25 protein-coding genes and 1 other RNA gene are annotated in these 25409 nt (G+C 71.8%); 21 read left to right on the forward strand and 5 right to left on the reverse strand.

Annotated features, from left to right (window positions below):
* The first annotated feature begins 33 nt into the window (after positions 1 to 33).
* From prfB to smpB, 5 genes are all read left to right on the forward strand, one after another.
* Positions 34 to 1146: a peptide chain release factor 2 gene (gene prfB / locus LIV55_RS14700; RefSeq protein WP_229300753.1), complete on the forward strand. Its 1113-nt coding sequence runs from the start codon at positions 34 to 36 to the stop codon at positions 1144 to 1146.
* Positions 1147 to 1269: 123 nt separating this feature from the next.
* Positions 1270 to 2148, forward strand: coding sequence for a cell division ATP-binding protein FtsE (gene ftsE, locus LIV55_RS14705; protein WP_229300754.1), 879 nt, complete (start codon positions 1270 to 1272; stop codon positions 2146 to 2148).
* Positions 2145 to 3053, forward strand: coding sequence for a permease-like cell division protein FtsX (gene ftsX / locus LIV55_RS14710; RefSeq protein ID WP_123091032.1), 909 nt, complete (start codon positions 2145 to 2147; stop codon positions 3051 to 3053). The genes ftsE and ftsX overlap by 4 nt, the downstream gene beginning before the upstream one ends.
* A gap of 89 nt (positions 3054 to 3142) precedes the next feature.
* Positions 3143 to 4504, forward strand: a complete 1362-nt coding sequence (locus LIV55_RS14715) for a M23 family metallopeptidase (RefSeq protein WP_229300755.1) — start codon at positions 3143 to 3145, stop codon at positions 4502 to 4504.
* A 97-nt stretch (positions 4505 to 4601) separates the two neighbouring features.
* Complete coding sequence (smpB, locus tag LIV55_RS14720) at positions 4602 to 5081, forward strand: SsrA-binding protein SmpB (protein WP_068273613.1); 480 nt, start codon at positions 4602 to 4604, stop codon at positions 5079 to 5081.
* Between the two features lie 90 nt (positions 5082 to 5171).
* On the opposite strand, the gene LIV55_RS14725 is transcribed toward smpB, so the two are convergent.
* Positions 5172 to 5342, reverse strand: coding sequence for a CsbD family protein (locus tag LIV55_RS14725; protein WP_068273614.1), 171 nt, complete (start codon positions 5340 to 5342; stop codon positions 5172 to 5174).
* 157 nt (positions 5343 to 5499) lie between these two features.
* On the opposite strand from LIV55_RS14725, the gene ssrA reads away from it, so the two are divergent.
* The 8 genes from ssrA to LIV55_RS14765 all read left to right on the forward strand — a co-directional run bounded on the left by ssrA (position 5500) and on the right by LIV55_RS14765 (position 12946).
* Positions 5500 to 5865, forward strand: a transfer-messenger RNA (tmRNA) gene (ssrA, locus tag LIV55_RS14730).
* A gap of 116 nt (positions 5866 to 5981) precedes the next feature.
* The gene (locus LIV55_RS14735; RefSeq protein ID WP_229300756.1) at positions 5982 to 6374 is read left to right on the forward strand and encodes a VanZ family protein; all 393 of its coding nucleotides are present in this window, start codon (positions 5982 to 5984) and stop codon (positions 6372 to 6374) included.
* A 207-nt stretch (positions 6375 to 6581) separates the two neighbouring features.
* The gene (locus LIV55_RS14740; protein ID WP_229300757.1) at positions 6582 to 8720 is read left to right on the forward strand and encodes a DEAD/DEAH box helicase; all 2139 of its coding nucleotides are present in this window, start codon (positions 6582 to 6584) and stop codon (positions 8718 to 8720) included.
* Positions 8721 to 8730: 10 nt separating this feature from the next.
* Positions 8731 to 9285, forward strand: coding sequence for a YqgE/AlgH family protein (locus LIV55_RS14745; protein WP_123091028.1), 555 nt, complete (start codon positions 8731 to 8733; stop codon positions 9283 to 9285).
* Between the two features lie 53 nt (positions 9286 to 9338).
* The gene (locus LIV55_RS14750) at positions 9339 to 9638 is read left to right on the forward strand and encodes a DUF3039 domain-containing protein (protein ID WP_068273618.1); all 300 of its coding nucleotides are present in this window, start codon (positions 9339 to 9341) and stop codon (positions 9636 to 9638) included.
* A gap of 140 nt (positions 9639 to 9778) precedes the next feature.
* A complete protein-coding gene (locus tag LIV55_RS14755; protein WP_229300758.1) occupies positions 9779 to 10768 on the forward strand; it encodes a zinc metalloprotease in 990 nt (329 codons plus the stop codon).
* A 136-nt stretch (positions 10769 to 10904) separates the two neighbouring features.
* On the forward strand, positions 10905 to 12665 hold the full coding sequence (locus LIV55_RS14760) for a DEAD/DEAH box helicase (protein ID WP_229300759.1): 1761 nt from the start codon (positions 10905 to 10907) through the stop codon (positions 12663 to 12665).
* Positions 12662 to 12946, forward strand: a complete 285-nt coding sequence (locus LIV55_RS14765; protein ID WP_123091027.1) for a hypothetical protein — start codon at positions 12662 to 12664, stop codon at positions 12944 to 12946. Before LIV55_RS14760 ends, LIV55_RS14765 begins: the two co-directional genes overlap by 4 nt.
* A gap of 19 nt (positions 12947 to 12965) precedes the next feature.
* Here the strand turns inward: LIV55_RS14765 and LIV55_RS14770 are convergent, their stop codons facing one another.
* Positions 12966 to 13451 (reverse strand): Lrp/AsnC family transcriptional regulator, encoded by a 486-nt coding sequence (locus tag LIV55_RS14770; protein WP_123091026.1) that lies wholly within the window; start codon positions 13449 to 13451, stop codon positions 12966 to 12968.
* A 107-nt stretch (positions 13452 to 13558) separates the two neighbouring features.
* Here LIV55_RS14770 and hppD point away from each other — a divergent pair, with 107 nt between their 5' ends.
* The 7 genes from hppD (at position 13559) to mnhG (ending at position 21337) form a co-directional block, all read left to right on the forward strand.
* Positions 13559 to 14797 carry a 4-hydroxyphenylpyruvate dioxygenase gene (gene hppD / locus LIV55_RS14775; RefSeq protein WP_229300760.1) on the forward strand — a complete coding sequence of 413 codons (1239 nt, stop codon included), beginning with the start codon at positions 13559 to 13561 and terminating at the stop codon, positions 14795 to 14797.
* 110 nt (positions 14798 to 14907) lie between these two features.
* Positions 14908 to 17820 (forward strand): Na+/H+ antiporter subunit A, encoded by a 2913-nt coding sequence (locus LIV55_RS14780; RefSeq protein WP_229300761.1) that lies wholly within the window; start codon positions 14908 to 14910, stop codon positions 17818 to 17820.
* Positions 17817 to 18320 (forward strand): Na(+)/H(+) antiporter subunit C, encoded by a 504-nt coding sequence (locus tag LIV55_RS14785; RefSeq protein WP_123091024.1) that lies wholly within the window; start codon positions 17817 to 17819, stop codon positions 18318 to 18320. The genes LIV55_RS14780 and LIV55_RS14785 overlap by 4 nt, the downstream gene beginning before the upstream one ends.
* A complete protein-coding gene (locus LIV55_RS14790; RefSeq protein WP_191563041.1) occupies positions 18317 to 20056 on the forward strand; it encodes a Na+/H+ antiporter subunit D in 1740 nt (579 codons plus the stop codon). The genes LIV55_RS14785 and LIV55_RS14790 overlap by 4 nt, the downstream gene beginning before the upstream one ends.
* The gene (locus tag LIV55_RS14795) at positions 20053 to 20619 is read left to right on the forward strand and encodes a Na+/H+ antiporter subunit E (protein ID WP_229300762.1); all 567 of its coding nucleotides are present in this window, start codon (positions 20053 to 20055) and stop codon (positions 20617 to 20619) included. The genes LIV55_RS14790 and LIV55_RS14795 overlap by 4 nt, the downstream gene beginning before the upstream one ends.
* Positions 20616 to 20981: an MrpF/PhaF family protein gene (locus tag LIV55_RS14800; RefSeq protein ID WP_068273638.1), complete on the forward strand. Its 366-nt coding sequence runs from the start codon at positions 20616 to 20618 to the stop codon at positions 20979 to 20981. The genes LIV55_RS14795 and LIV55_RS14800 overlap by 4 nt, the downstream gene beginning before the upstream one ends.
* Positions 20978 to 21337 carry a monovalent cation/H(+) antiporter subunit G gene (gene mnhG / locus LIV55_RS14805; RefSeq protein WP_229300763.1) on the forward strand — a complete coding sequence of 120 codons (360 nt, stop codon included), beginning with the start codon at positions 20978 to 20980 and terminating at the stop codon, positions 21335 to 21337. Before LIV55_RS14800 ends, mnhG begins: the two co-directional genes overlap by 4 nt.
* Before the next feature lie 6 nt (positions 21338 to 21343).
* Here mnhG and LIV55_RS14810 read toward each other — a convergent pair whose 3' ends face one another.
* Positions 21344 to 22387, reverse strand: a complete 1044-nt coding sequence (locus LIV55_RS14810; protein ID WP_229300764.1) for a saccharopine dehydrogenase — start codon at positions 22385 to 22387, stop codon at positions 21344 to 21346.
* A 70-nt stretch (positions 22388 to 22457) separates the two neighbouring features.
* Between LIV55_RS14810 and LIV55_RS14815 the strand changes: the two genes are divergently transcribed.
* A complete protein-coding gene (locus LIV55_RS14815; protein WP_229300765.1) occupies positions 22458 to 23246 on the forward strand; it encodes an RDD family protein in 789 nt (262 codons plus the stop codon).
* A 53-nt stretch (positions 23247 to 23299) separates the two neighbouring features.
* Here the strand turns inward: LIV55_RS14815 and fahA are convergent, their stop codons facing one another.
* Entirely contained in the window at positions 23300 to 24499 is a 1200-nt protein-coding gene (fahA, locus tag LIV55_RS14820; protein WP_229300766.1) for a fumarylacetoacetase, read from the reverse strand.
* Entirely contained in the window at positions 24496 to 25335 is an 840-nt protein-coding gene (locus LIV55_RS14825) for a hypothetical protein (protein WP_229300767.1), read from the reverse strand. The genes fahA and LIV55_RS14825 overlap by 4 nt, the downstream gene beginning before the upstream one ends.
* Positions 25336 to 25409: the final 74 nt, after the last annotated feature.

Here is a 25409-nt window from a genome sequence, read left to right on the forward strand (position 1 = left end):
CGGCCCGGCGGGGCTGCCGTACTCTTGCTGATCGTGGCTGTCGACTTCACCCAGGAGATCCAAGACCTTCGCACGACGATGAGCTCGGTGCGCGAGGTGAGCGACGTCCCCAAGCTCCAGGCGCAGGTCGAGGAGCTCGAGCGGCAGTCCTCGGACCCCTCGATCTGGGACGACCCGGACAACGCGCAGAAGGTCACCTCGGCCATGCAGCGCGCCCGCGCCGAGATCGACCGGATCACCGGCATGGACAGCCGCATCGACGACGTCGAGGCGCTCGTCGAGATGGGCCAGGAGGAGAACGACGCCGAGACCCTCGCCGAGGCCGAGCGCGAGCTCAAGGCCGTGCGCAAGGCCGTCGGCGAGCTCGAGGTCCGCACCCTGCTGTCCGGCGAGTACGACGAGCGCTCCGCGGTCGTGACGATCCGCGCCGGCGCCGGTGGCGTCGACGCCGCCGACTTCGCCGAGATGCTCATGCGGATGTACCTGCGCTGGGCCGAGCGCCACGGCTACCCGACGAAGGTCATGGACACCTCCTACGCGGAGGAGGCCGGCCTGAAGTCGGTGACCTTCGAGGTCAACGTGCCCTACGCCTACGGCAACCTCTCCGTCGAGGGCGGCACCCACCGCCTCGTGCGGATCTCCCCCTTCGACAACCAGGGGCGCCGCCAGACCTCCTTCGCCGCCGTCGAGGTCATCCCGCTCATCGAGGGCACCGACTCCATCGACATCCCGGAGAACGACCTCAAGATCGACGTCTTCCGTTCCTCGGGCCCCGGTGGTCAGTCGGTCAACACGACCGACTCGGCCGTGCGCATGACGCACATCCCCACCGGCACCGTCGTGTCGATGCAGAACGAGAAGAGCCAGATCCAGAACCGCGCCGCCGCGCTGCGCGTCATGCAGTCGCGCCTGCTGCTGCTCAAGAAGGCCGAGGAGGCCGCCGAGCGCAAGGAGCTCGCCGGCGACATCAAGGCCAGCTGGGGCGACCAGATGCGCTCCTACGTCCTCAACCCCTACCAGATGGTCAAGGACCTGCGCACCGAGCACGAGACCGGCAACCCCACCGCCGTCTTCGACGGCGAGATCGACGAGTTCATCGAGGCCGGCGTGCGCTGGCGCATCGAGCAGTCGAAGGCTCAGGACTGAGCGAAGGGGGACCCCGGCGCGGGTGAACGCGCCGAGGTCCCCGAGGTGCGGCGGGGTCCCCAGGACCCCCACCTATCCTCGATGACGGCCTGCCCGCTCGACCCCTGAGGCTCGTACCACGCGATGATCCGCTTCGAAGACGTCACCAAGCTCTACCCCCGCCAGCAGCACCCCGCGCTGGACGGGGTGAGCCTCGACATCGCTCGCGGGGAGTTCGTCTTCCTCGTCGGCGCGTCCGGCTCGGGCAAGTCGACGATGCTGCGGCTGGCCATCCGCGAGGAGCAGGTCACCAAGGGCCGCCTCCTCGTCGGCGGTCACGACCTCAGCCGGCTGCCGGGCCGCAAGGTGCCCCAGCTGCGCCGTCAGATCGGCTCGGTCTTCCAGGACTTCCGCCTGCTGCCCAACAAGACGGTGGAGCAGAACATCGCCTTCGCGCTGCAGGTCATCGGCCGCCCGCGCCGCGCTATCCGCTCGCTCGTGCCCGAGACCCTCGACCTCGTCGGGCTCAACGGCATGGCCAAGAGATTCCCCCACGAGCTCTCCGGCGGTGAGCAGCAGCGCGTCGCCATCGCCCGGGCCGTCGTCAACCGCCCGCCGGTGCTGCTCGCCGACGAGCCGACCGGCAACCTCGACCCGGCGACCTCGCTCGACATCGTCCACCTGCTCAAGCGCATCCACGACTCGGGCACGACGATCCTCATGGCTACCCACGACAACACGATCGTCGACAGCATGCAGCAGCGCGTCGTCGAGATCGAGGACGGCGTCATCATCCGCGACGAGGCCACCGGCGGCTACGTGCCCAAGGTCGTCGACTCGGTCGACCGCGAGGAGCGGGTGGCCGAGCGTGACGACGACGACCTGCGCGACGACCTGCAGGACGAGCCACGCGACCCGCGCGAGGAGGCGGCCGAGGCCGAGCGCCGGGCCGAGCAGGACGCCGAGCCCGTGGCGGTGCAGAGCACCGAGTGGGACGACTGGGACGAGGAGGAGGCGCGATGAGGCCGACCAACGTCCTCGTCGACGCATGGCAGGGCCTGCGTCGCAACAAGTCGATCGCCATCTCCGTCGTCCTCGTGACGATGATCTCGATGTACCTCCTCGGCGTCGGGGTCCTCGCCCAGCGCCAGGTCACGACGATGAAGGGCTACTGGTACGACCGGGTCCAGGTCTCGATCTACCTGTGCACCGACAGCTCGAGCCAGCCCAACTGCGCCGAGGGCGCGGTGACCGACGAGCAGCGCGAGACGATCGAGGCCCAGCTCGAGGAGTCCCGCCCGCTCGTCAAGGAGGTCTACTTCGAGAGCGAGCAGGAGGCCTACGACCGCTTCCGCGAGGACTACAAGAACTCGCCGCTCAGCAAGAACATCCGCGTCGGCGACATCCCGCCGAGCTATCGCGTGCAGCTGAGCGACCCCGAGCAGTACGAGACCGTCGCCTCGGCCTTCGAGAACGCGCCGGGGGTGGCGAGCGTGCCCGACCTGCGGCAGGTCTTCAGCAAGCTCTTCCAGGCGATCAACATCGCCTCGGCCGTCATGGTCGCGCTGTCCTTGCTCACGCTCGTCAGCGCCGTGCTGCTCATGGCGACGACGATCCGCCAGGCCGCCTTCACCAGGCGACGAGAGATCGCGATCATGAAGCTCGTCGGCGCGAGCAACAGCACGATCCGCACGCCCTTCATCATCGAGACCCTCGTCGCCGGGCTCGTCGGCACGGGTCTGGCCGTCGGCATGCTGTGGTTCTCGGCGTGGAGCCTCTTCGACGAGTACCTCATCCAGGAGACGACGGGCACCGCGCTCATCAGCAGCTCCGAGGTCCTCGTCATCGCGCCCGCCCTCTTCGGGCTCGTCGGCGTGCTCGCCATCGGCACCTCGACGATCACGCTGTGGAGATATCTGCGCGTCTAGGTCGGCGTGGGACCTCTGGGACCCGTGTGACACGCGGGGTTCGGTGACCTCCCTTCGCCTCCCAGGCGGCGCCGCTATCGTTCGACGCGATGAAGCGCTTCGCACCCCGGGCCGGCCGTACGAGCCGGGCCGCGACCAGCTCGGCCCTGGCGGTCTGCCTCGCCGCGGGTCTCGCGACGGCCTCGTGGGCCGCCGGTGACCCCGACCCCGCCGACAAGAAGCGCAAGGTCGACGACAGCATCAGTGCGACGAAGGCCGACCTCAGCGACACCTCCGCCGAGCTCGTCGAGGCCTACGACTCGCTGAAGAGCACCCGGGCCAAGCTGCCCGCCGCGCGCTCGAAGGCGAAGCAGGCCGAGGAGGCCGAGACCGCCGCCCAGAGCAAGTACGACGACGCAGCCGCCGACCTGCGCGTGGCCAAGGCCGACGAGGCGAAGGCGCGCAAGGACATCCGCACGACGAGCACGAAGATCACCCGCGCCCGCTCCGACGTCGCGGGCTTCGCCGGCGAGGTCTACCAGCAGCAGGGTCTGGGCGACCTCTCCGTCGCGCTCGGGGCCGAGTCGCCCGGCGAGGTCATCGACCGCATGGTCATCGCCGACTCCGCCGGCGGCGCCCAGTCCGACTCGCTGGACTCGCTGACCACCTCGCGCGCCGACCTCGTCACCCAGCAGGACCGGCTCGAGGCGCTCAAGGACAAGACCCAGCAGGCCCGCGACGACGCGAGCACCGCGCTGTCGGACGCCAAGGTCGCCAAGACCGAGGCCGACGAGGCCGAGGCCGACCTCGAGTCGCTCGAGGCAGACCAGACGAGCCAGGCCAAGACGCTGCGCACCGAGCGGGCCAAGGAGCAGGGCCGGCTCACCGGTCTGCGCGCCGAGTCCGACCGCCTCGGCAAGATCCTCGAGGAGCGCGCCCGCAAGGCCCGGGTCAAGGCCGCGAAGATCAAGGCCGCCCGCGAGGCCGAGCAGGCCCGGCAGGCCGAGGCCCGTCGTCGGGCCGCCGCAGCCCCGGAGCCCGAGGCCGCCGACCCCAACCCGACGCCTCCCGCGACGAGCTCGGGGGTCCTCGCGGCCCCGGTCAACGCGCCGATCACCTCGGAGTTCGGGCTGCGCTTCCACCCGATCCTCAGCTACTGGCGCCTGCACGCCGGTCGCGACTACGGCGGCGCGTGCGGCGCCCCGGTGCGCGCGGCGGCCGACGGCACGATCGTCTCGGCGGGCGTCGCCGGCGGGTACGGCAACCAGATCGCCGTCGACCACGGGGTCAAGCGCGGCGTGCTGCTCTCGACGACGTACAACCACCTGCAGGCCTTCGCCCGCACCTCCGGCACGGTCAAGCGCGGCGAGCTCATCGGCTACGTCGGCACGACCGGGACCTCGACCGGCTGCCACCTGCACTTCGAGACCTACGAGAACGGCACCCCGGTCGATCCGCGCCGCTGGCTCTGAGCCCCGGACAACCGAGTAGGTCCCGCCCGCGCCGCCAGGTAGCGTGATGCTCCCCGGCAGGGGCACGACGTACAGCGAGCGAGGACGGGTGAGATCGGTGGCCGACAAGGGCCAGGCGGGCCGCAAGGTCATCGCCAGCAACCGCAAGGCGCGGCACGACTACCTCATCGAGGACACCTACGAGGCCGGGCTGGCGCTCATGGGCACCGAGGTCAAGGCGCTGCGCATGGGCCGGGCCAACCTCGTGGATGGCTACGCGACCTTCTACCGCGACGAGCTCTACCTCGAGGGCGTGCACATCCCCGAGTACCTCAACGGCTCGTGGACCAACCACACCCCCCGGCGCCGTCGCAAGCTCCTCCTGCACCGCCGCGAGCTCGACAAGCTGCACGCCGCCGTCCACGCGAGCGGGCGGACCATCGTGCCGCTCTCGCTGTACTTCTCCGGCAGCGTCGTCAAGGTCGAGATCGCCGTCGCCACCGGCAAGAAGCACTACGACAAGCGCCATGCGCTGCGCGAGCGCCAGGACCGTCGTGAGACCGAGCGCGCGGTCTTCGGGCGGCACCGCGAGGAGTGACCTGCGCCCGGTCGCACCGGGCCGAGCACGACGAAGGGGTGGCCCGCCGAGTCGGCGGGCCACCCCTTCGCGCTGATCAGGGTCAGAGGGTCACTTGAAGGTGTCCTTGACGTTCTCGCCAGCGGCCTTGAGGTTGCCCTTGCTCTCCTGAGCCTGGCCCTCAGCCTGCATCTCCGGGTCGTCCTTGGCGTCGCCCGCAGCCTGCTTGGCCTTGCCGGCCAGCTGGTCCTTCGCGTTCTCGATCTTGTCGCCGATACCCATATGTGCCTCCTGGGGTGTGGTGGTCCGTGCTCCTCGACACTAGGCGGCCTGCCTGGGCATTTGGTGGCAGCGGGGGAGGGGAATGCGGTTGGCGGCCCCGCGGTTGAGGACGGTAGTCTCACCCCACAACTCAACAGCGTGACGTGGACACCCTCACGGGGGTGATCGGTTTCGACATTGGTCGGTCCTGCAGGAGAAGCGGGTCGAGGATGCACGGTCATCTCGTCAACGCCCCGTGCACATCAATAGGTGCCGATTCCAAGCGCACCGACTTCGCCCTCGCCGCCTGAGCGAGCCCGAAGTCCGTTGGTCTGAGCTCGATCTCGGCTCAGTAACCAGCGTCAGCTAGAGATCTTGCTGCGCAGCGGTGTCGGGACGCTGCGCGGGACTCCTTCTCGACTGGGCCTGTCAGGGGACGTGTGCGTGCGAGCCCTGAGGCCGAGAAAATCCATAGCGCACTGCACCCGGAGAAGTCCTGCTCGTCTACCAGTGGACGCGGGTTCGATTCCCGCCACCTCCACCACCGTGACCCACGTCAGCAGCCGATGGCCGCCCGCACGAGATCTCTCGAGCGGGCGGCCGTCGGCATGCCCGGGGGAGGGCGAAGGGGGCGTGGCCCGGTGTGCTGGGATGAGGCCCGTGAGCACCTCGACGACGGGACGCCCCGTCCAGACTGGTCGGCGGCGTCTGGCCGTCGTCCTCACCGTGGTCGCCGTCCTCGTCCAGCTGGTCGTGCTCTACGACCCGAGCCCCGCCGGGGGAGGGGACATCCCCTTCGCCGACAAGGTGGTCCACGCCCTCGTCTTCGGCGTGCCCGTCGCCCTCGCCGGCTGGGCCCGGCTGCGGTGGGTGTGGGTGGCCGTGCTGATGGCCGTGCACGCCCCGGTGAGCGAGATCGTCCAGGGCCTGGCGCTGCCCACCCGCAGCGGCGACCCCTTCGACGTCGCCGCCGACCTCATCGGCGTGGTGCTCGGTGCGCTCGTCGCCCGCCGACTGAGCGGGGTTTCAGGAGCACCCCCCTCGCGCTGGTAGACTCGTACCTTCGTCGTCACGGACTGCGCACTGCTGCGCCCCGCGATCGCTTCCGGTCGCTGATGATCCCTCACCCGTGACGACCGCCGGGCCGCACGGATGCCGCCCGGTCCATGGGCGCCGCAGAGCGCCTGAGACTCGTCTGGTGCGGTCACCCCTTCGCGGTGGCTCGAGACGTGTCTGCTCGAGCCAGAAGGTGATGTCGACATGCCCGCGAAGAACCCGAACAAGAAGGCCCGCTGGAGCGCTGCCGAGAAGGCCGCCGCCAGCACGAAGGGGCCGAAGAAGCCCTACCACCGCGGCCAGAAGCCGGCCGACGACGCCCCCCGCGGCGCCAAGCGTCCCGTGCGCGCCGCCGAGGACCGCCCGCGTCGCGTCCGCAAGGACGGCGCCGAGGACCAGGGCCAGCGTCGCTGGGAGCGCCGCGAGGACAGCCGCCCCGGTGGCTTCCGCTCCGACGACCGTCGTGGTGGCGGTTTCCGCAGCGACGACCGTCGTAGCGACGACCGTCGTGGTGGCTTCCGCTCCGATGACCGTCGTGGTGGCGGTTTCCGCAGCGACGACCGCCGCGGTGGTGGCTTCCGCAGCGACGACCGTCGTGGTGGCGGTTTCCGCTCCGACGACCGTCGCACCGACGACCGCCGTGGAGGCGGCTTCCGCTCCGACGACCGTCGTGGTGGCGGTTTCCGCTCCGACGACCGTCGTGCTGACGACCGTCGTGGTGGCTTCCGCAGCGACGACCGTCGCACCGATGACCGTCGCGGTGGCTTCCGCAGCGACGACCGTCGCACCGACGACCGCCGTGGCGGCTACCGCGGCGACGACCGCCGTGACGGTGGCTTCCGCTCCGACGACCGCCGGGGCGGGTCCCGCGAGGGCTTCCGTCGCGGTCCCCGCGACGAGCGCCAGGGCTACCGTCCCCGCTTCGACCGCGAGCAGACCTCGCAGGACCACCACCAGGACGCCGAGGCGGAGCGGATGGAGGCCGACAGCTGGGTCTCCGCGGCTCGCACGACGACCACCGAGCCCGTGACGGTCGCCGAGGACAACGGCTTCGCCGCGCTCGGCCTGCCCGAGCGCCTCGTCGAGCGGCTCGCCCGCGAGGGCATCTCGAGCCCCTTCCCGATCCAGGAGGCGACGATCCCCGACGCCCTGGCCGGCAAGGACGTCCTCGGCCGTGGCCAGACCGGGTCGGGCAAGACGCTCGCCTTCGGCCTGCCGACGATCGCCCGCCTCTCCGGCGAGCGCTCGAAGCCCCGCCGCCCCCGTGCCCTCGTCCTCGTGCCGACGCGTGAGCTCGCGATGCAGGTGAGCGACTCGCTCGAGCCGCTCGTGCACGTCGCCGGGCTGCGTCACAAGCTCGTCGCCGGTGGCCTGTCCTACACGGGTCAGATCGCCGCGCTCGACAAGGGCGTCGACCTGCTCATCGCGACCCCGGGCCGTCTCGTCGACCTGCTCGACCGCGAGGCCGTCATCCTCGACTCCATCGAGGTGACGATCCTCGACGAGGCCGACCACATGGCCGACATGGGCTTCGTCCCGGCCGTGACCCGCGTCCTCGACGAGGTCCCCGAGGGCGGGCAGCGCCTGCTCTTCTCGGCGACGCTCGACAAGGGTGTCGACACCCTGGTCCAGCGCTACCTCGTCGACCCGGTGACCCACTCGACGAACGACGCCACCGCGTCGGTCGACACGATGGAGCACCACATCCTCGTCATCGACCCGCAGCACAAGAAGGTCATCACCGCGGAGGTGGCCAACCGCGAGGGCCGCACCGTCGTCTTCTGCCGCACCAAGCTCGGTGCCGACCGCGTCGCCCTCCAGCTGCGCGAGTCCGGTGTCCGCGCCGCGGCCCTCCACGGCGGTCTGACCCAGGGCGCCCGCAACAAGGTGCTCGGGGCCTTCCGCACCGGTCGGATCCCCGTCCTCGTCGCCACCGACGTCGCTGCCCGCGGCATCCACGTCGACGACGTCTCGGTCGTCCTGCAGGCGGACCCGCCCGCGGACCACAAGGACTACCTCCACCGCGCGGGCCGCACCGCCCGCGCCGGTGAGCGCGGCACCGTCGTCACCCTCGCCCTGCCGCACCAGCGCAAGATGATGGAGCGCATGGCGACCGACGCCGGTCTCGAGGCCCGTCCGGTCAAGGCGGCCCCCGGTGACGAGGTCCTCGAGGCCGCCGGTGCGGCGCCCGTGAGCGGCGTGCCGATCGACGAGGCCGACTTCCGCAAGCTGCTCGACCCCCGGCCTGCACGGCGCCACGGTGGCACCGGCGGCCCGCGCGGTGCGCGCACCGGTGGGCAGTACCGGGGCGGCGGCCAGCGCCGCGGGCCGCGTCACGGGTGATGATGTAGGCATGGACAGCCTGGCCGGACGTCTGCTCGTGAGCACCCCTGAGATCACCGACGGGGTCTTCGACCGCAGCATCGTGCTCGTGCTGGCCCATGACGAGCAGTCCGCCGAGGGCGTCGTCATCAACAAGCCCGTCCAGGCGCCGATCGACGCCGTCCTGCCAGGGTGGCAGGACGGCGCGAGCGAGCCGCAGAAGGTCTTCCAGGGCGGGCCCGTCCAGACCGACTCGGCGGTCGGGCTCGTCGGGGTCCCCGGCGACGGGGAGCCCCCCGTGGGGGTCAAGCGCCTCTTCGGCGGGATCGGCCTGGTCGACCTCGACGCCCCGCAGGAGAGCGTGTGGCCCGCGATCAGCGCGCTGCGCATCTTCGCCGGGTACTCGGGGTGGACCGCCCCGCAGCTCGCCGGCGAGATCGAGCGGGGCGGCTGGTTCGTCTGCGACGCCGAGATCGGCGACGTCTTCGACGCGGACCCGGCGACGCTGTGGCGTCGGGTCCTGCGTCGTCAGCGCGGCGTCATGGCCTGGGTCTCGACCTACCCCGAGGACCCGACCCAGAACTGACGCGGCGCCGACGCGGGGCTGACCCCCTTCGCGCCTCGTCCTAGACTCGCCCCATGAGCGAGCCACTGCCCCCGAGCGGGCCCGACGCCGACCCCACCTCTCCGGGGACCTCCACCGGGTTGCTCGAGCGCACTGAGGTCACCCCGCAGCTGCAGGAGCCGGGCGACCACGAGCGCTTCTCGCACTACGTGCGCAAGGAGAAGATCCTCGAGTCGGCGCTGTCCGGCGAGCCCGTGACGGCCCTGTGCGGCAAGAAGTGGATCCCCGGTCGCAACCCCGACAAGTTCCCGGTGTGCCCGATCTGCAAGGAGATCTACCAGGGCCTGCGCGACCCCCAGGACGGCGAGGACTGACCCCTCTCGCACCCGGGAGCGCTTGGCCGAACCTTTGCCAACTCCTGGGTGCAGACGGGGTGCCGCCCTGACCATCGGGCTCCTAGCGTCCGAGGTAACGGCCGGGACACACCCGGCCCGTCACCCCTGATGGAGAGCCTGTGAAGTCCACGCGCGCCCTTGTCGCCCCCGCCCTGCTCGCCCTGGCCCTGACCGGGTCCGCCCCTGCTCTGCCCGCCCTCGCCGGCGCGGACGCCGCCGACGCGGGCGCCTCCCGCGTCTCGGCCTCGCACGCCGACGAGCACTGCGACGAGGAGGTCTCCGCGACCGCCCGCAGCACGGGCAAGGGCGGCAAGGTCAAGGACCCGCACACCCTGAGCCAGGCGCAGGTCGACATCCGCGAGGACGCCTTCCAGGACGCCCTCGTCGACAAGGGCCTGCGGCTCAGCCCGACCGGCAAGGTCGCCGCGAAGGGCAAGCCCGGCACCGCGCAGTTCGCCTCGACGAACATCCCCGTGTACTTCCACGTCATCACCGACGGGACGAACGGCAAGCTCACCTCGACCCAGATCAGCTCGCAGGTCAAGGTCCTCAACGACGCCTACGCGGGCTCGGGCTTCTCCTTCACCCTCGCCGGCACCGACACCACGGTGAACTCCACCTGGTACAACGGCCTCGACCACGGCTCGACCGCCGAGTCGCAGATGAAGAGCGCCCTGCGCAAGGGCGGCAAGAACGCCCTCAACGTCTACAGCGCCGACCTCGCCGGCGGTCTGCTCGGCTGGGCGACCTTCCCCACCCGGAACATCGGCAGCAACGACGGCGTCGTCATCCTCGACGGCTCGGTCCCCGGCGGCAACGCCGCGCCGTACAACCTCGGCGACACGGGTACCCACGAGGTCGGCCACTGGCTCGGGCTCTACCACACCTTCCAGGGCGGCTGCCAGGACGGCGACTACGTCGCCGACACCCCCGCCGAGGCCCAGCCCGCCTCGGGCTGCCCCACCGGCGCGGACACCTGCCCCGCCAAGCCCGGTCTCGACCCGATCCGCAACTTCATGGACTACTCCGACGACGCGTGCATGGACCACTTCACCGCCAACCAGGTGACCCGTATGCAGAACCAGTGGGTGACCTACCGGGCGAGCTGACCCCGACCCCGACGAAGGGGGCGTCGCACGAGGTCGTGCGACGCCCCCTTCGTCGTGCCGTCCCGCCGTGCCGTCGGCGGTCTCGCCGGGCACGCTTTCGTCGCAGTCGGTGCGGCGGCTTACCCTGGTCGGCGTCATGAGCCAGCACGCCGCGTCGAACCTGCCCCCCGCCTTCCCGGAGCGGGCAGCATGGGGGACCGCCGGCGCGCTGCGGGCCTGGCAGGCCGAGGCGCTGGAGAAGTACCTCGGCAGCGGCGCGCGCGACTTCCTCGCCGTCGCGACCCCGGGAGCGGGCAAGACGACCTTCGCCCTGCGGGTCGCCGCCGAGCTGCTGACCCGCGGCGAGATCGAGGCGGTGACGGTCGTCGCGCCCACCGAGCACCTCAAGACGCAGTGGGCCGACGCCGCGGCCCGCGTGGGCATCCACCTCGACCCGAAGTTCTCGAACTCCGTCGGCTCGACGAGCAGCGACTACGACGGCGTCGCCGTCACCTACGCCCAGGTCGCCTCGCGCGCCTCGGTCCACGAGGCCCGCACGAGGTCGCGGCGCACCTTCGTCATCCTCGACGAGATCCACCACGGCGGCGACAACAAGTCGTGGGGCAGCGCGATCCGCGAGGCCTTCGAGCCGGCCACCCGCCGCCTCGCGCTCACCGGCACGCCCTTCCGCTCCGACACCAACCCCATCCCCTTCGTCACCTACGAGTACGGCGACGACGGGATCCTGCGCTCCTCGGCCGACTACACCTACGGCTACGCCCAGGCGCTCGCCGACCACGTCGTGCGCCCCGTGCTCTTCATGGCCTACGGCGGCGGCATGCGCTGGCGCACCCGCGCGGGCGACGAGGTCGCGGCCCGTCTCGGCGAGCCGATGACCAAGGACCTCGCGGCGCAGGCCTGGCGCACCGCGCTCGACCCGAAGGGGGAGTGGGTCCCCTCGGTCCTCTCGGCCGCCGACAAGCGGCTCACCGAGGTGCGTCGGCACGTCGAGGACGCCGGGGGGCTCGTCATCGCGAGCAACCAGACCCAGGCCCGCGCCTACGCGCGCATCCTCGAGTCGATCACCGGCGAGAAGCCCACCGTCGTGCTCTCCGACGACCCGGGCAGCTCGGCGCGCATCGAGACCTTCGCCGCGAGCAGCTCGCGGTGGATGGTCGCCGTGCGCATGGTGTCCGAAGGGGTGGACGTCCCGCGCCTGTGCGTCGGGGTCTACGCGACGTCGACCTCGACGCCGCTGTACTTCGCCCAGGCCGTCGGGCGCTTCGTGCGGGCGCGCAAGCGCGGCGAGACCGCCTCGGTCTTCCTGCCGAGCGTGCCGGTGATCCTCGCCCACGCCGGGACGATGGAGGTCGAGCGCGACCACGCCCTCGACCGCCCCGAGCCCGAGGTCGGCGAGGAGCAGATCTGGTCCGAGGAGGAGGGCCTGCTCGAGGAGGCCAACCGCGACGAGGGCGCGAGCGACGACCTGCTCGGCAGCTTCGAGGCGCTCGAGTCCGACGCGCACTTCGACCACGTGCTCTACGACAGCAAGCAGTGGGGCCTGCACGCCGACGTCGGCTCCGACGACGAGCAGGACTACCTCGGCCTGCCCGGTCTGCTCGAGCCCGACCAGGTGCACGCGCTGCTCTCCGAGCGGCAGAGCAAGCAGTCAGCGAAGACCGGTCGGAAGCGCCCAGCCGAGCCGCAGACGGTCTCGGCGCACCGGGCGCTGGCCAGCCAGCGCAAGGAGCTCAACTCGCTCGTCTCGGCCTACGCGACCAAGAAGTCCGTCGCCCACGCGAACGTCCACATGGACCTGCGCCGGGCGTGCGGCGGGCCGGAGCTGGCCACGGCGACGAGCGAGCAGGTCACCGAGCGGATCGAGACCATCCGGCGCTGGTTCGTCGGCCGTCGGTGAGCGTGCTCGAGGCGAAGATCGCCGTCACCCAGGTCGCCCTCGTCGTCATCGCGGTCCTGCTGGCGACGGCCTTCACCGCCGGCGCCGTGGCGACGGGGACCTGGGCGTGGCTCGTCGCCGTGCCGATGGACCTCGTGGGAGCGGCGCTCGTCGTCGTCGGCGGTCAGCGCCGCCGCCGCACCGACGGGGCGCGGGGGATGGCGGTCTCGGTGCTCGGCGGGCTGCTCGTCGTCGGGTCGATCTGGGCCGCCTTCGTGCTGGGCGACCTGCTCGCGTCCTAGCGGCTCGTGCGGGCCAGGCTCACACGAGACCGGCGGCCCGGTGGACGAGGGGGCCGGTGCGCATCGGCAGGTGGGTGACGAGCGCGATCGCGGTGCTCGCCCGGATGACGTGGACGTCGTCGATCATCTCGTCGATGACGCGGCCGAGATCGGCGTTGTCGCGCGCCACGACCCGCACGATGAGGTCGCCGTCACCGGTCGTCGAGTGGATCTCGAGGACCTGCGGCAGCCCGCTGAGGTGCGCGACGACCGGCCCGTGACCCTGGCGCTGGTTGATCTCGAGGGTGCAGAAGGCGGTGACGGGGAAGCCGAGCGCCTCCGGGTCGACCTGCGGCGCGAGCGAGGCGATGACCCCGGTCGTCTGCAACCGGTCCAGACGCGCCTGCACGGTGCCGCGGGCGACCCCGAGCTCGCGCGAGGCGCCGAGCACGCCGATCTGCGGCTGCTGCGTCAGCAGGTCGAGCAGGCGTGCGTCGAGCTCGTCGATGCCGTCGGGTCTGGCCATGGTCACATTGTGCTCGCGTGCCGATGTATGTCGCAAGGTCCTGGACAGCCTGTCCAGTGTCGGATGCTTCCCTTGCGCAGACTGCATGTCGGTTGGACCCTCGGCTCATGACTGACACGACAGCGACGTCGACCCCGCCCCTCGACCTCACCGAGCAGGAGCGCCAGGCCGACCTGGACCTCGACCAGCTCAAGCAGCTCGTCGGTCTCGTCGAGTACGACGAGAGCACCGACCCCTTCCCGGTGACCGGGTGGGACGCCATCGTCTTCGTCGTCGGCAACGCGACCCAGACGGCGCACTACTACCAGTCCGCGTGGGGCATGGAGCTCGTCGCCTACTCCGGCCCGGAGAACGGCAACCGCGACCACAAGGCCTTCGTCCTGAAGTCCGGCTCGATCCGCTTCGTCGTCAAGGGCGCCGTGAGCCCCGACAGCCCGCTCATCGCCCACCACGCGAAGCACGGCGACGGCGTCGTCGACATCTCGCTCGAGGTGCCCGACGTCGACCGGTGCATCGCCCAGGCCAAGGCCGCCGGGGCGACCGTGCTCCAGGAGCCGGAGACCGTCACCGACGAGCACGGCGCGATCCGCGTCGCCGCCATCGCCACGTACGGCGAGACCCGCCACACCCTCGTGCAGCGCGTCGTCGACGGCCAGACCTACGCCGGCCCGTACCTGCCCGGCTACGTCGCGAGGACCTCCGGCTTCGTCAAGCGCGACGGCGCCCCGAAGCGCCTCTTCCAGGCCCTCGACCACATCGTCGGCAACGTCGAGCTCGGCCGGATGGACGAGTGGGTCGGCTTCTACAACCGGGTCATGGGCTTCGTGAACATGGCCGAGTTCATCGGCGACGACATCGCCACCGAGTACTCGGCGCTCATGAGCAAGGTCGTCGCCAACGGCAACCACCGCGTGAAATTCCCCCTCAACGAGCCGGCCATCGCCAAGAAGCGCAGCCAGATCGACGAGTACCTCGACTTCTACTCCGGTCCCGGTGCCCAGCACCTCGCCCTGGCGACGAACGACATCCTGCGCACGGTCGACGAGCTGCGCACCGAGGGCGTGGAGTTCCTCGACACCCCGGACGCGTACTACGACGACCCGCAGATGCGTGCGCGCATCGGCGAGGTCCGCGTCCCCATCGAGGAGCTCAAGGCGCGCGGCATCCTCGTCGACCGCGACGAGGACGGCTACCTGCTCCAGATCTTCACCAAGCCGCTCGGCGACCGCCCGACGGTCTTCTTCGAGATCATCGAGCGCCACGGCTCGCTCGGCTTCGGCAAGGGCAACTTCAAGGCGCTCTTCGAGTCCATCGAGCGCGAGCAGGACAAGCGCGGCAACCTCTGAGGCGCCGCCGCGCGGCCCCCAGGAGACCTCGACGCCCCGTCGGCCCCCACGGCCGACGGGGCGCCGTCGTCCCTGACGTAAACTTGGGCTGACCCACCGACCGCCGATGCTTGCATCTGCACGACAGCCGGAGGCCCCTTCTGCTCCCCCTTCTCGCCGCGCACGTCGTCCTCGCCGTGCTGGCGCCCGTGCTCATCGGCCGGATGGGGAGTCGCGCGTTCTACGTGCTGGCCCTCGGACCGGCCGCCACGACGGTGTGGGCCCTGGCCCAGACCGATGCCGCGATGCGCGGGGAGGTCACCCAGCAGCTGACGTGGGTCCCGGCCCTCGACATGAGCGTCACCCTCGTCATGGGGCCGCTCCAGTGGTTGATGACGCTCGTCGTCGCCGGGGTGGGGGCCCTGGTCCTCGCGTACTGCGCCGCCTACTTCGGCGAGGGGGAGGCCGGGCGCGGTCTGCTCGCCGGCACGCTCGTCGCCTTCGCCGGCGCGATGCTCGGTCTGGTGTGGGCCGACAACCTGCTCATCACCTACGTCTTCTGGGAGCTGACGACGGTCTTCAGCTTCTTGCTCATCGGCTTCGACCCGGCCAAGCGCTCGGCGCGCGCCGCCGCGACGACCGCCCTCGTCGTCACGACCCTCGGCGGGCTCGCGATGCTCGTCGGCATCCTCGTCCTCGGCGGCCTGGCGGGCACCTACTCGATCAGCGGGATCCTCGCCTCGCCGCCGGCCAGCTCCGGCGCGCTGTCCGCGGCGGTCGTGCTGCTCCTCCTCGGCGCCCTGAGCAAGTCGGCGCTCTTCCCCTTCCACTTCTGGCTGCCCGGGGCGATGGCCGCGCCGACCCCGGTGAGCGCCTACCTCCACGCCGCCGCGATGGTCAAGGCCGGCGTCTTCCTCGTCGCGCTGCTCGTCCCCGCCTTCGCCGACGTCCCGGGCTGGCGCGAGCTGCTCCTGCCCCTGGGCGCCCTGACGATGCTCATCGGCGGGTGGCGCTCCCTTCGCCAGTACGACATCAAGCTGCTCCTCGCCTACGGCACGGTCTCCCAGCTCGGCTTCCTGCTCACCGTCCTCGGGGTCGGCTCGCAGATGACCGCCTTCGCCGGCATGGCGATGGTGCTCGCGCACGCGCTCTTCAAGGCCACGCTCTTCCTCGTCGTCGGCATCATCGACAAGCACGCCGGCACTCGCGACATCCGCAAGCTGCACGGGCTGCGGCACCGCATGCCGCTCGTCTTCGCCTTCGCGGTGCTCGCGAGCATGTCGATGGCCGGGCTGCCCCCGCTCATCGGCTTCATCGGCAAGGAGAGCATCTGGGCGGCGCTGCTCGCCGTCGCGACCGAAGGGGACGGGACCCCCCTTCGCGGGTGGGCCGGGTGGGCCGTCGTCGTCGCCCTCGTCCTTGGCACGGTGCTCACCGTCGCGTACACCCTGCGCTTCCTGCACGGCGCCTTCTGGGGCCGTGGCCCGGCCGACGAGGACACGCCGTGCACCCACGTCTCGCCGCGCTACTGGGCCGTCCCGGGCGTCCTCGCCCTGCTCAGCCTCGGTCTCGGCTTCAGCGGCGCCGTGCTCAGCGAGCACATCTGGCCCTACGCCGAGCAGCTCGAGCCGGCCCTGCACCCCGAGGAGCTGGCCCTGTGGCACGGCGTCGGGGGACCGCTCCTGCTGTCGGTCCTCGCGACCCTCGGGGGCGTCCTGCTCTTCCTCGGGCGCAAGACCTTCGGCCAGCTGCAAGGCGCGCTGTCCTTCGGCTGGAGCGCCGAGCGCGCGTACGGCTGGTCGATCCGCGGTCTCGAGCGGGCCGCGGTCGAGACGACCGGTCTGGCCCAGCGGGGCTCGGTGGCGATCTACCTCGCCGTCGCCCTCGTCGTCGTCGTCGCGGTGCCCGGCACCGTCGTGTGGACCGTCGAGCAGGGCGGCGGGGTCATCGCCTACGACACCCCGGCGCAGCTGCTCGTCGCCCTCGTCATCGTCCTCGCGGCGCTCGTGACGACCCGCTCTCGTCGTCGTCTGCGCGCCGTCATCCTCGTGAGCGTCACCGGGTACGGCTGCGCCCTGCTCTTCCTCCTGCACGGCGCGGTCGACCTCGCCCTGACCCAGGTGCTCGTCGAGACGATCAGCCTCGTCGTCTTCGTCCTCGTCCTGCGCCGTCTGCCGCAGCACTTCACCGACCGCCCGCTGACGCGCACGCGCTACTGGCGGATGGCGCTGGCCACCGCGGTCGCCGTCGTCGTCGGCGCGATCCTCACCGCCGCGACGATGTACCGCACCCAGGCCCCGCTCACCCCCGAGCTCGTCGCGGGCGCCATCGACTTCGGCGCGGGCTACAACGTCGTCAACGTCACCCTCGTCGACGTGCGCGCGTGGGACACCTTCGGCGAGATCTCGGTGCTCCTCGTCGCCGCTACCGGCGTCGCCTCGCTGCTCTTCATCGACACCCGCAGCGCGGGCATCCGACGGGTCGCCGACATCCCCTACCCGAAGGGGGTGAAGAAGCTGCCGAGCCAGCCCGGCCGCCGCGCGTGGCTGCCGGCCCCGCGCACCCTCGCGCCGGAGAACCGCTCGATCCTCTTCGAGGTCGTCACCCGGCTGATCTTCCACCCGATGCTCCTCATCGGGGTCTACCTGCTCTTCGCCGGGCACAACAACCCCGGCGGCGGCTTCGCCGGGGGCATCGTCGTCGGGCTCGCGCTCGTCGTGCGCTACCTCGCCGGCGGCCGCTACGAGCTCGACGAGGCGATGCCGGTCGACGCCGGTGTCGTCCTCGGTGCCGGGCTCTTCGTCGCCGCGATCTCGGCGCTGTCGCCGCTCGCCTTCGGCGGCCAGGTGCTCCAGTCCTTCGTGCTCGAGACCGACGTCCCGCTGCTCGGCCACGTCAAGCTCGTCAGCTCGCTCTTCTTCGACATCGGGGTCTTCCTCGTCATCATCGGGCTCGTGCTCGACCTGCTGCGCTCGCTCGGCTCCGGCATCGACCGGCACATCCGACGAGAGCAGCGCCAACGAGAGGAGGAGGCCGCAGCATGACCGTCAACCTCACGCTCGTCCTCGCGACGATGATCCTCGTCGGCTGCGGCGTCTACCTCATGCTCGAGCGCTCGCTGACCCGGGTGCTCGTCGGGCTCGTCATGCTGAGCAACGGCGTCAACCTCGGCTTCCTCGTCGTCAGCGGGCCGAGCGGACGCCCCCCGCTCGTCGACCGCTACGACGTCTCCGAGATCTCCGACCCGCTGCCCCAGGCCTTCGTGCTCACCGCGATCGTCATCACCCTGGGCACGACCGCCTTCCTGCTCGCCATGGCCTACCGCAGCTGGCAGCTGAGCGGCAACGACGACGTCAAGGACGACGTCGAGGACGCCGCGATCCGCCGCCTCGCCCACGAGGACCAGATGTCCGACGGCTACGACCTCGCCGCCGGCGAGACGACCGACGACGCCCTCGAGGTCTTCGACGAGGAGGGCGACGAGCCCGAGGGGCCCGACCACGACGGGGCCGGTCCGCGTGCGACCGCCCAGGAGACCCGATGAATTCCCTGATCCCCGTCCCCGTCCTGCTGCCGCTGCTCGGAGCGGGCCTCACGCTCGTGCTCGTGCACCGGCCGCGGGCCCAGCGCGCGGTCTCGGTCGCGGTGCTCGTGGCCGTCGTGGCCCTCGCGGCCTACCTGCTGTGGGCCGTCGACGAGCACGGCACGATGGCCGTCTGGGTCGGCGGCTGGGAGGCGCCGCTCGGCATCTCGCTCGTCGCCGACCGGCTCTCGACGCTCATGCTCCTCGTGAGCAGCTCGGTCGCGCTCGCCGTCCTCGTGTACTCGATCGGCCAGGGCATGATCGACGACGACGAGAGCGCGCCGGTCTCGATCTACCACCCGACCTTCCTCGTGCTCGTCGCCGGGGTGAGCAACGCCTTCCTCGCCGGCGACCTCTTCAACATCTTCGTCAGCTTCGAGATGCTGCTCTTCGCCTCGTACGTGCTGCTCACCCTCGGCGGCACCGAGAGCCGGATCCGCGCCGGGACGATCTACGTCGTCGTCAACATGCTCAGCTCGATGCTCTTCCTCATCTCCATCGCCGCGGTCTACGGGGCGACCGGGTCGGTCAACCTCGCCCGGCTGCACGAGAGCCTCGCCCAGCTGCCCGACCCCGTCGCGCTCACCCTGCAGCTGCTTCTCCTCACGACCTTCGGGGTCAAGGCGGCGATGTTCCCGCTCGGCTTCTGGCTGCCGGACAGCTACCCGACGGCCCCCGCACCGGTCACCGCGGTCTTCGCCGGCCTGCTGACGAAGGTCGGTGTCTACGCGATCCTGCGCACGCAGACGCTGCTCTTCCCCGACCGCCCGCTCACCGACCTGCTCCTCGTCGTCGCGGTGCTGACGATGGTCGTCGGCATCCTCGGCGCGGTCGCGCAGAGCGACCTCAAGCGACTGCTGTCCTTCACCCTCGTCAGCCACATCGGCTACATGATCTTCGGCATCGCGCTGGCGACGAAGGGGGGAGTGTCGGGCGCCGTCTTCTACGTCGCGCACCACATCACCATCCAGACCGCGCTCTTCCTCGTGCTCGGCCTGCTCGAGCGCCGGGCGGGCTCGACCTCGCTCGTGCGCCTCGGCGGTCTCGCCCGGATCGCCCCGCTCATCGCGGTGCTCTTCTTCGTGCCGGCGATGAACCTCGCGGGGATCCCGCCGCTGTCGGGCTTCATCGGCAAGATCGGGCTGATGAGCGCCGGCGTCGAGACGGGCACCCCGCTCGCCTACGTCCTCGTCGCGGCGAGCGCCGTCACCTCGCTGCTCACCCTCTACGCCATCGCCAAGGCGTGGAGCCTGGCCTTCTGGCGCACCCCGGCCCAGGCGCACGAGCTCGCGGTCGCCATCGTCGCGCACGAGCAGACCACCGACGACGCGGTCGAGACGACCTCGGTCGCGGTCGGCAGCAGCGGGCGCTGGCAGTCCGACGCCCTCGTCGAGGCGGAGTCCTTCACCCTGCAGCGCGAGGAGGCCGACGACGAGCGCCGCCGCAAGGACTCGGAGGCGGGGCCCGAGGCCTTCGACACCGAGGACGACGAGACGCTCTACGAGCGCGAGCTGCGCGGCGCGAGCCACCAGCTCCCGCGCTCGATGGTCGGGGCGACGGTCGCGCTCGTCGCCGCGAGCGTCATGCTCAGCGTCATCGGCGGGCCGTTGTACGGGCTCGCCGACCGGGCCTCGGCCGACCTGCTCGACCCGCAGGACTACGTCCAGGCGGTCCTGCCGACGGTGGAGTCGCGATGAGCACCCGAGACCACGGCGCGGTGGCCACCTCTGCGAAGACGCCCTCGCGGCGCACGCGCGTCAACCCCTTCCTCCTTGTCGTCCTCACGGCGCTGTGGGTGGCGCTGTGGGGCGAGCTCAACGTCTACAACGTCGTCGCCGGGCTGCTCGTCGCCGTCGGCGTGCAGGTGCTCCTGCCGCTGCCGCCGCTGCGCATCGACGGACGCGTGCACCCGGTGGCCCTGACGACCTTCCTCGTCGGCTTCGTCTGGCAGACGCTCGTCGCGAGCGTCGTCGTCGCGCGGCACGTGCTCAGCCTGCGCACGACGCCGCGCAACGCCGTCATGGAGGTCGACCTGCGCAGCGAGTCCGACTTCATCCTCACGCTCGTCGCGATCGTCACCTCGCTCATCCCCGGCTCGGTCGTCGTCGAGGCGCGGCGCTCGACGCACAGCCTCTTCATCCACGCCCTCGGCGTCGACGACGACGAGGCGGTCGAGCGCGAGCGCGAGCGCGTGCTGCGCACCGAGGAGCAGCTCATCCGGGCCTTCGGCCAGACCATCACCCCGCGGGAGCCCTCATGAGCACCGTCGTCGTCGGCATCTGCGTCGCCATGCTCGGCGTCGGGCTGCTGCTCCTGCTGGCCCGGATGACCATCGGCCCGACGGTCCTCGACCGGACCGTGAGCTTCGACGTCATGGTCGCCTTCGCGATCATCGGCATCTGCCTGCACGCCGCGGTCGTGCGCTCGACCGACAGCCTCGTGCTGCTCGTCGTGCTCACCCTCGTCGGCTTCATCGGCTCGGTGAGCGTCGCCCGCTTCATCGACCCGACGAGCGTGGACGACGACGGCGAGGAGCAGCCGGCCGGCGACGGCCGGGACGCGGAGGGCGAGGCTCTCGACGACTCGCCCGTGGAGGGCGTGGCCCGAGGGGAGATGCGATGACCCAGGTCCTCGACGTCCTCGCCTCGGTGTGCTTCGTCCTCGCGTGCTTCTTCGCCCTCGTCTCCGCGATCGGCATGTTCCGCTTCCCCGACCTGCTGAGCCGGATGCACGCGGGCACCAAGCCGCAGGTCGTCGGCCTCGGTCTCGCGCTGCTCGGGCTCGCGCTGTCGTTGCGCAGCATCCCCGTCGCGGTCCTGCTCGTCTTCGTCGCGATCTTCCAGGGCGTCACGGCGCCCATCGCCTCGCACATGGTCGGGCGGGCGTCCTTCCGTGCCCGTCAGGTGCGCTCCGACCTCCTCGTCGTCGACGACCTCACGGAGACGCTCCAGGGCGAGGAGCCCCGCGGCGCCCCGTGAGCCCGCTCAGGCGCGTGCGCCCATGGCCTCGTCGAAGGAGCGCTGCGCCGCCGTCCACGCCGGGCTGCCGCCGGGCAGCTGCAGCAGGGTCGGCAGGAGGTCGGCCGAGAAGGTCGTGCTCGCCTCGCGGGGCAGCAGCGAGGGCAGGTTGTCGATCGCGATGACGTCGACGGCCGGTCCGGCGCCGTCGTCGCGGACCCGTCGCACGGGCTGCTCCCACGTCGTCTCCTGCGTGACGACGGGCACGAGGTTGAGCTCGCTGGTGAAGTCGGCGGTGACGTCGGCGACCGTGCGCAGGCGTCGTGCCGGGTCGTCGAGGTCTGCGTCGGTGACGAAGGGGGGAGCCGGCGCCGTGACCATGACGCAGTTGACGAGCACGTCGTGGGCGAGGAGGGCCTCGTGGTCGAGGACGGCCGTCTCCGCGAGATCCCAGGCGGTGGCCTGCGAGCCGGCGACGGCGATCGCGTCGCGCGCGCCGGTGCCGCTGCGCCCGAGCGCCCCGGTCACGAGGTAGCGCTCGTCCTGCCCGGTGCTCGCGCGCAGGCGCGCGTCGAGCTCTTCGCGCTCCATCGGGTGCAGCGGTGTCTCGAGCGCACCTCGGGTGCTCAGCGCCGCGAGGGCCGCTCCGACGTAGCCGGCCCAGTAGCCGAAGGCGACGACCCGCCGGCCCTCGACCGTGAGGTACTCGATGTCGAGCAGGCGGCCGCCGCCGCGACGGAAGCGGGCGAGCAGCTCCTGGGCCCCGGTCTGGCCCTTGTAGGCGTGGCCGAAGAAGACGTGGGTGTGGCGCAGCTCGGCGGGCTCGTCGGGCAGCTCCTTGAGCCCGAGGACGACGGCGTCGGCGGGCGCGTCCACCCACGACAGCGCGTCGGCGAGCGTCGCGCCCGCGTCGGCGTACTCGTCGTCGGCGAAGACCCGCTGCGGGGAGCGCTCGACGGTCAGGGCGTGCCCGGCGGCGACGACGCGAGCCGCGTCGGCCGGGGTGAGGGGGGCACGTCGTTCCGTGCTCCGGGTCTCGTGCCGCATCCACAGGTGCATCGCGTCAGTCACGCGCCCATGCTGCCCCACCCGGACGCCGCCCGGGCCGGAGGCCTGCAGGCCGTCGTGAGAACCTGTGCCCATGACGCAGAGCCCCGAGCGCGCCGGCTGGTACGACGACCCGGAGGACCCGGAGCAGCTGCGCTACTTCGACGGCATCGTGTGGTCGCAGCGGGTCGTGTCCAAGCGCGCCCCGGTCCGGCAGCCCGAGCCCACCCCTTCGCCCGTCCCGGGTCACGTCGACCAGACCCCGGTCGGCTTCCCGCGCCAGCCGGCGCCGCAGGCCTCGTGGCAGGACGGCCCCCGCACCGCGCCCGGCGCGGGCGGGGTGGCCGCCGACGGCCGCCCGCTCGCGGGCTTCGGGCTGCGCCTGGCCTCGGGGCTCATCGACCTGCTCGTCGTGTGGGCGATCGGCGTCGTCACCGCGGGCTGGGCCTGCTGGCTGTGGATGGCCGACTACGTCGCCTTCGCCGTCGACAACGTCGGTGACCCCGACGCGGTGCAGCGCCTCGACCCCGACGACCTCGTCGCGTTCTTCGACTGGCGCTGGTTCACCATCGCCATCGGGCTCATGGCGCTCACCGCCTGGCTCTACCACGTGCTCATGCTCACCCGGCGCGGCGGGACCGTCGGCAAGCTCGCGACGAGCACGACCGTGCGCGTCGTCGGCCAGCCGGTCGGCCCGCTCCCGGCGAGCGCGGCGATCCGCCGCACGAGCCTCGTCGTGCTGCTGTGGCTGCTGTGCAGCGTGCCGCTGATCTCCTGGTTCGCGGTGCCGGCGCTCGTCGTCGACCACGTGTGGGCCGCGCGCGACCCGCAGCGCCAGACCATCCACGACAAGCTCGCCGGGACCGAGGTCGTCCAGCGCTGAGCCGCGCCACCCCGCCGCCGCCCGGCGCACGGGGGCGGCGGGGGAGGGGTGGGTCAGCCGCGGATGGTCCCCGTGCACTCGCCGAGGCTGATCCGGCCGCCGGCACCCGGGGCGCTCGCACGCAGGGTGACCGTGTCGCCGTCCTCGAGGAAGGTGCGGGTCGACCCGTTGTCGAGGGTGACCGGCTCGGTGCCGTTCCACGACAGCTCGAGGAAGCTGCCGCGGGTGCCGGCCTCCGGGCCCGAGATGGTGCCCGACCCGAAGAGGTCACCGGCGCTCACCTTCGCGCCGTTGACGCTGAGGTGGGCGAGCATCTGCTCGGGCGCCCAGTACATCGTGCGGTACGGCGGGCGGGAGACGACGGTGCCGTTCCACTCCACCTCGTACTCGAGGTCGATGCCGCGGGCCGCGGCTCCGGTGAGGTAGGGCAGCGGCTGCGGGTCCTGCGCCGGCAGCGGCACGCGGGCCGGCTCAAGCGCGACCATCGGGGTGACCCAGGCCGAGATCGTCGTCGCGAAGGACTTGCCGAGGAAGGGGCCGAGCGGCACGTACTCCCAGGCCTGGATGTCGCGGGCCGACCAGTCGTCGAGCAGCACGACGCCGAAGAGGTGCTCGGCGGCCTCGTCGACGCTCAGGCTCTGCCCGATCTGCGTGCTCCCGCCGACGACGAGACCGAGCTCGGCCTCGATGTCGAGCTTGATGCTCGGGCCGAAGGTCGGGGCGGCGTCGCCCGGGGCCTTGCGCTGGCCGTGGGGGCGACGCACGTCCGTGCCGGAGACGACGACGGTGCTCGAGCGGCCGTGGTAGCCGATCGGCAGGTGGCGCCAGTTCGGGGTGAGCGGCTCGGAGTCGGGGCGGAAGATCCGCCCGACGTTCGAGGCGTGGTGCTCGCTGGCGTAGAAGTCGACGTAGTCGGCGACGGCGAAGGGCAGGTGCAGGGTCACGTCGTCGAGGTCGTGCACGTGCTCGGCGAGCACCGGGGCGCGGTCCTCGTCGGCGACGAGCTCGGTGAGCCACGCACGGGTCGGCTCCCACTCCTGGGGCACCTCGAGCAGGGCCGTGAGGTCGCCACCCGAGTACGGCCGTGCGTCGCGGTGGCAGACCTGCGCGGCCGCGGCGACGTCGAGCACCTGCTCGCCGATGCGCACGCCGAGACGGGGTGCACCTGCTCCGACGGAGAAGGACCCGTAGGGCAGGTGGTGGGGGCCGAAGGGGTGGTCGGTGCCGACGGCGAGCCAGGGGTGGGTGGTCATGCTGCTCCTGCCACGAGGTCGAGCTCGACGAGCTCGGTGATGGGGTCGGTGACGCCGCAGCACCCGTAGGCGGTGAGGGTGCGGCGGACGCGGTCGGTGCGGTCGGCGTCCCAGGTGCGCACCGCGGCGGCGAGGACGGCGGGGTCGCGCTCGGCGAGGATCTCGGCGAGCCGGTCGGTGTCGGGTGCCAGGGCGTCGGTGATCGCGGCGTCGACGGCGACGAGCACGTCGAGCAGCCCGTGCTGCGGGCCGCTGTCGTGGTCGCCGCGCACGACGTGGTGCAGACCGCCGGTGAGCTTGGTCGAGATGCCCAGCTGGACGACGTCGGTGATGTGCCGGGCCAGCTCGAGCTCGTCGGGCCACTCCCACGTGGGGGTGGCGCCGGTGCGCAGCTTCGCCTGGACGGCGTGGCCCTCTTGCTGACCGTCGCGGACGTCGGCGAGGGCGCGGTCGCGGTCGGCGCCGCGCGGGATCTCGAGCACGAGGGGGTGGTCGGCGAAGGGGAGGGAGCGCCAGTCGGCCTGCCAGCCGATCTCGACGCCGCGCACGTCGAGCGCCGTGCCGTGGGTGGCGTCGAGCGCGGCGCTCACGTCTGCGGCGGGCGTGCCCGGCCGGGCGACGACGACGACCCCGACCGGGGTGCCGCCGGCGAGGGTCACGAGCTCGCCGACGCCGGAGGCGGGGACGAGGAGCGGCCCGACCATCGCGGCGTACCAGGCGGCGCGGTGCTCGTGGTGCTCGGCGAGGGCGCGGGGGAGAGGGGCCTGACCCGGGGGGAAGACGGCGGCGTCGTCGACGAGCCCGGCGAAGAGCGCGGCGGGTGGGGCGGGCGTCATCGCGTCTCCTGGTGTCCGTTTATCGGTCGAGATCATCCGTGCAGCGGACTCCACCGTGGTGCGCCGCCCGGGTC

It is taken from the genome of Janibacter melonis, from assembly GCF_020567375.1.
GTDB lineage: Bacteria > Actinomycetota > Actinomycetes > Actinomycetales > Dermatophilaceae > Marihabitans > Marihabitans melonis.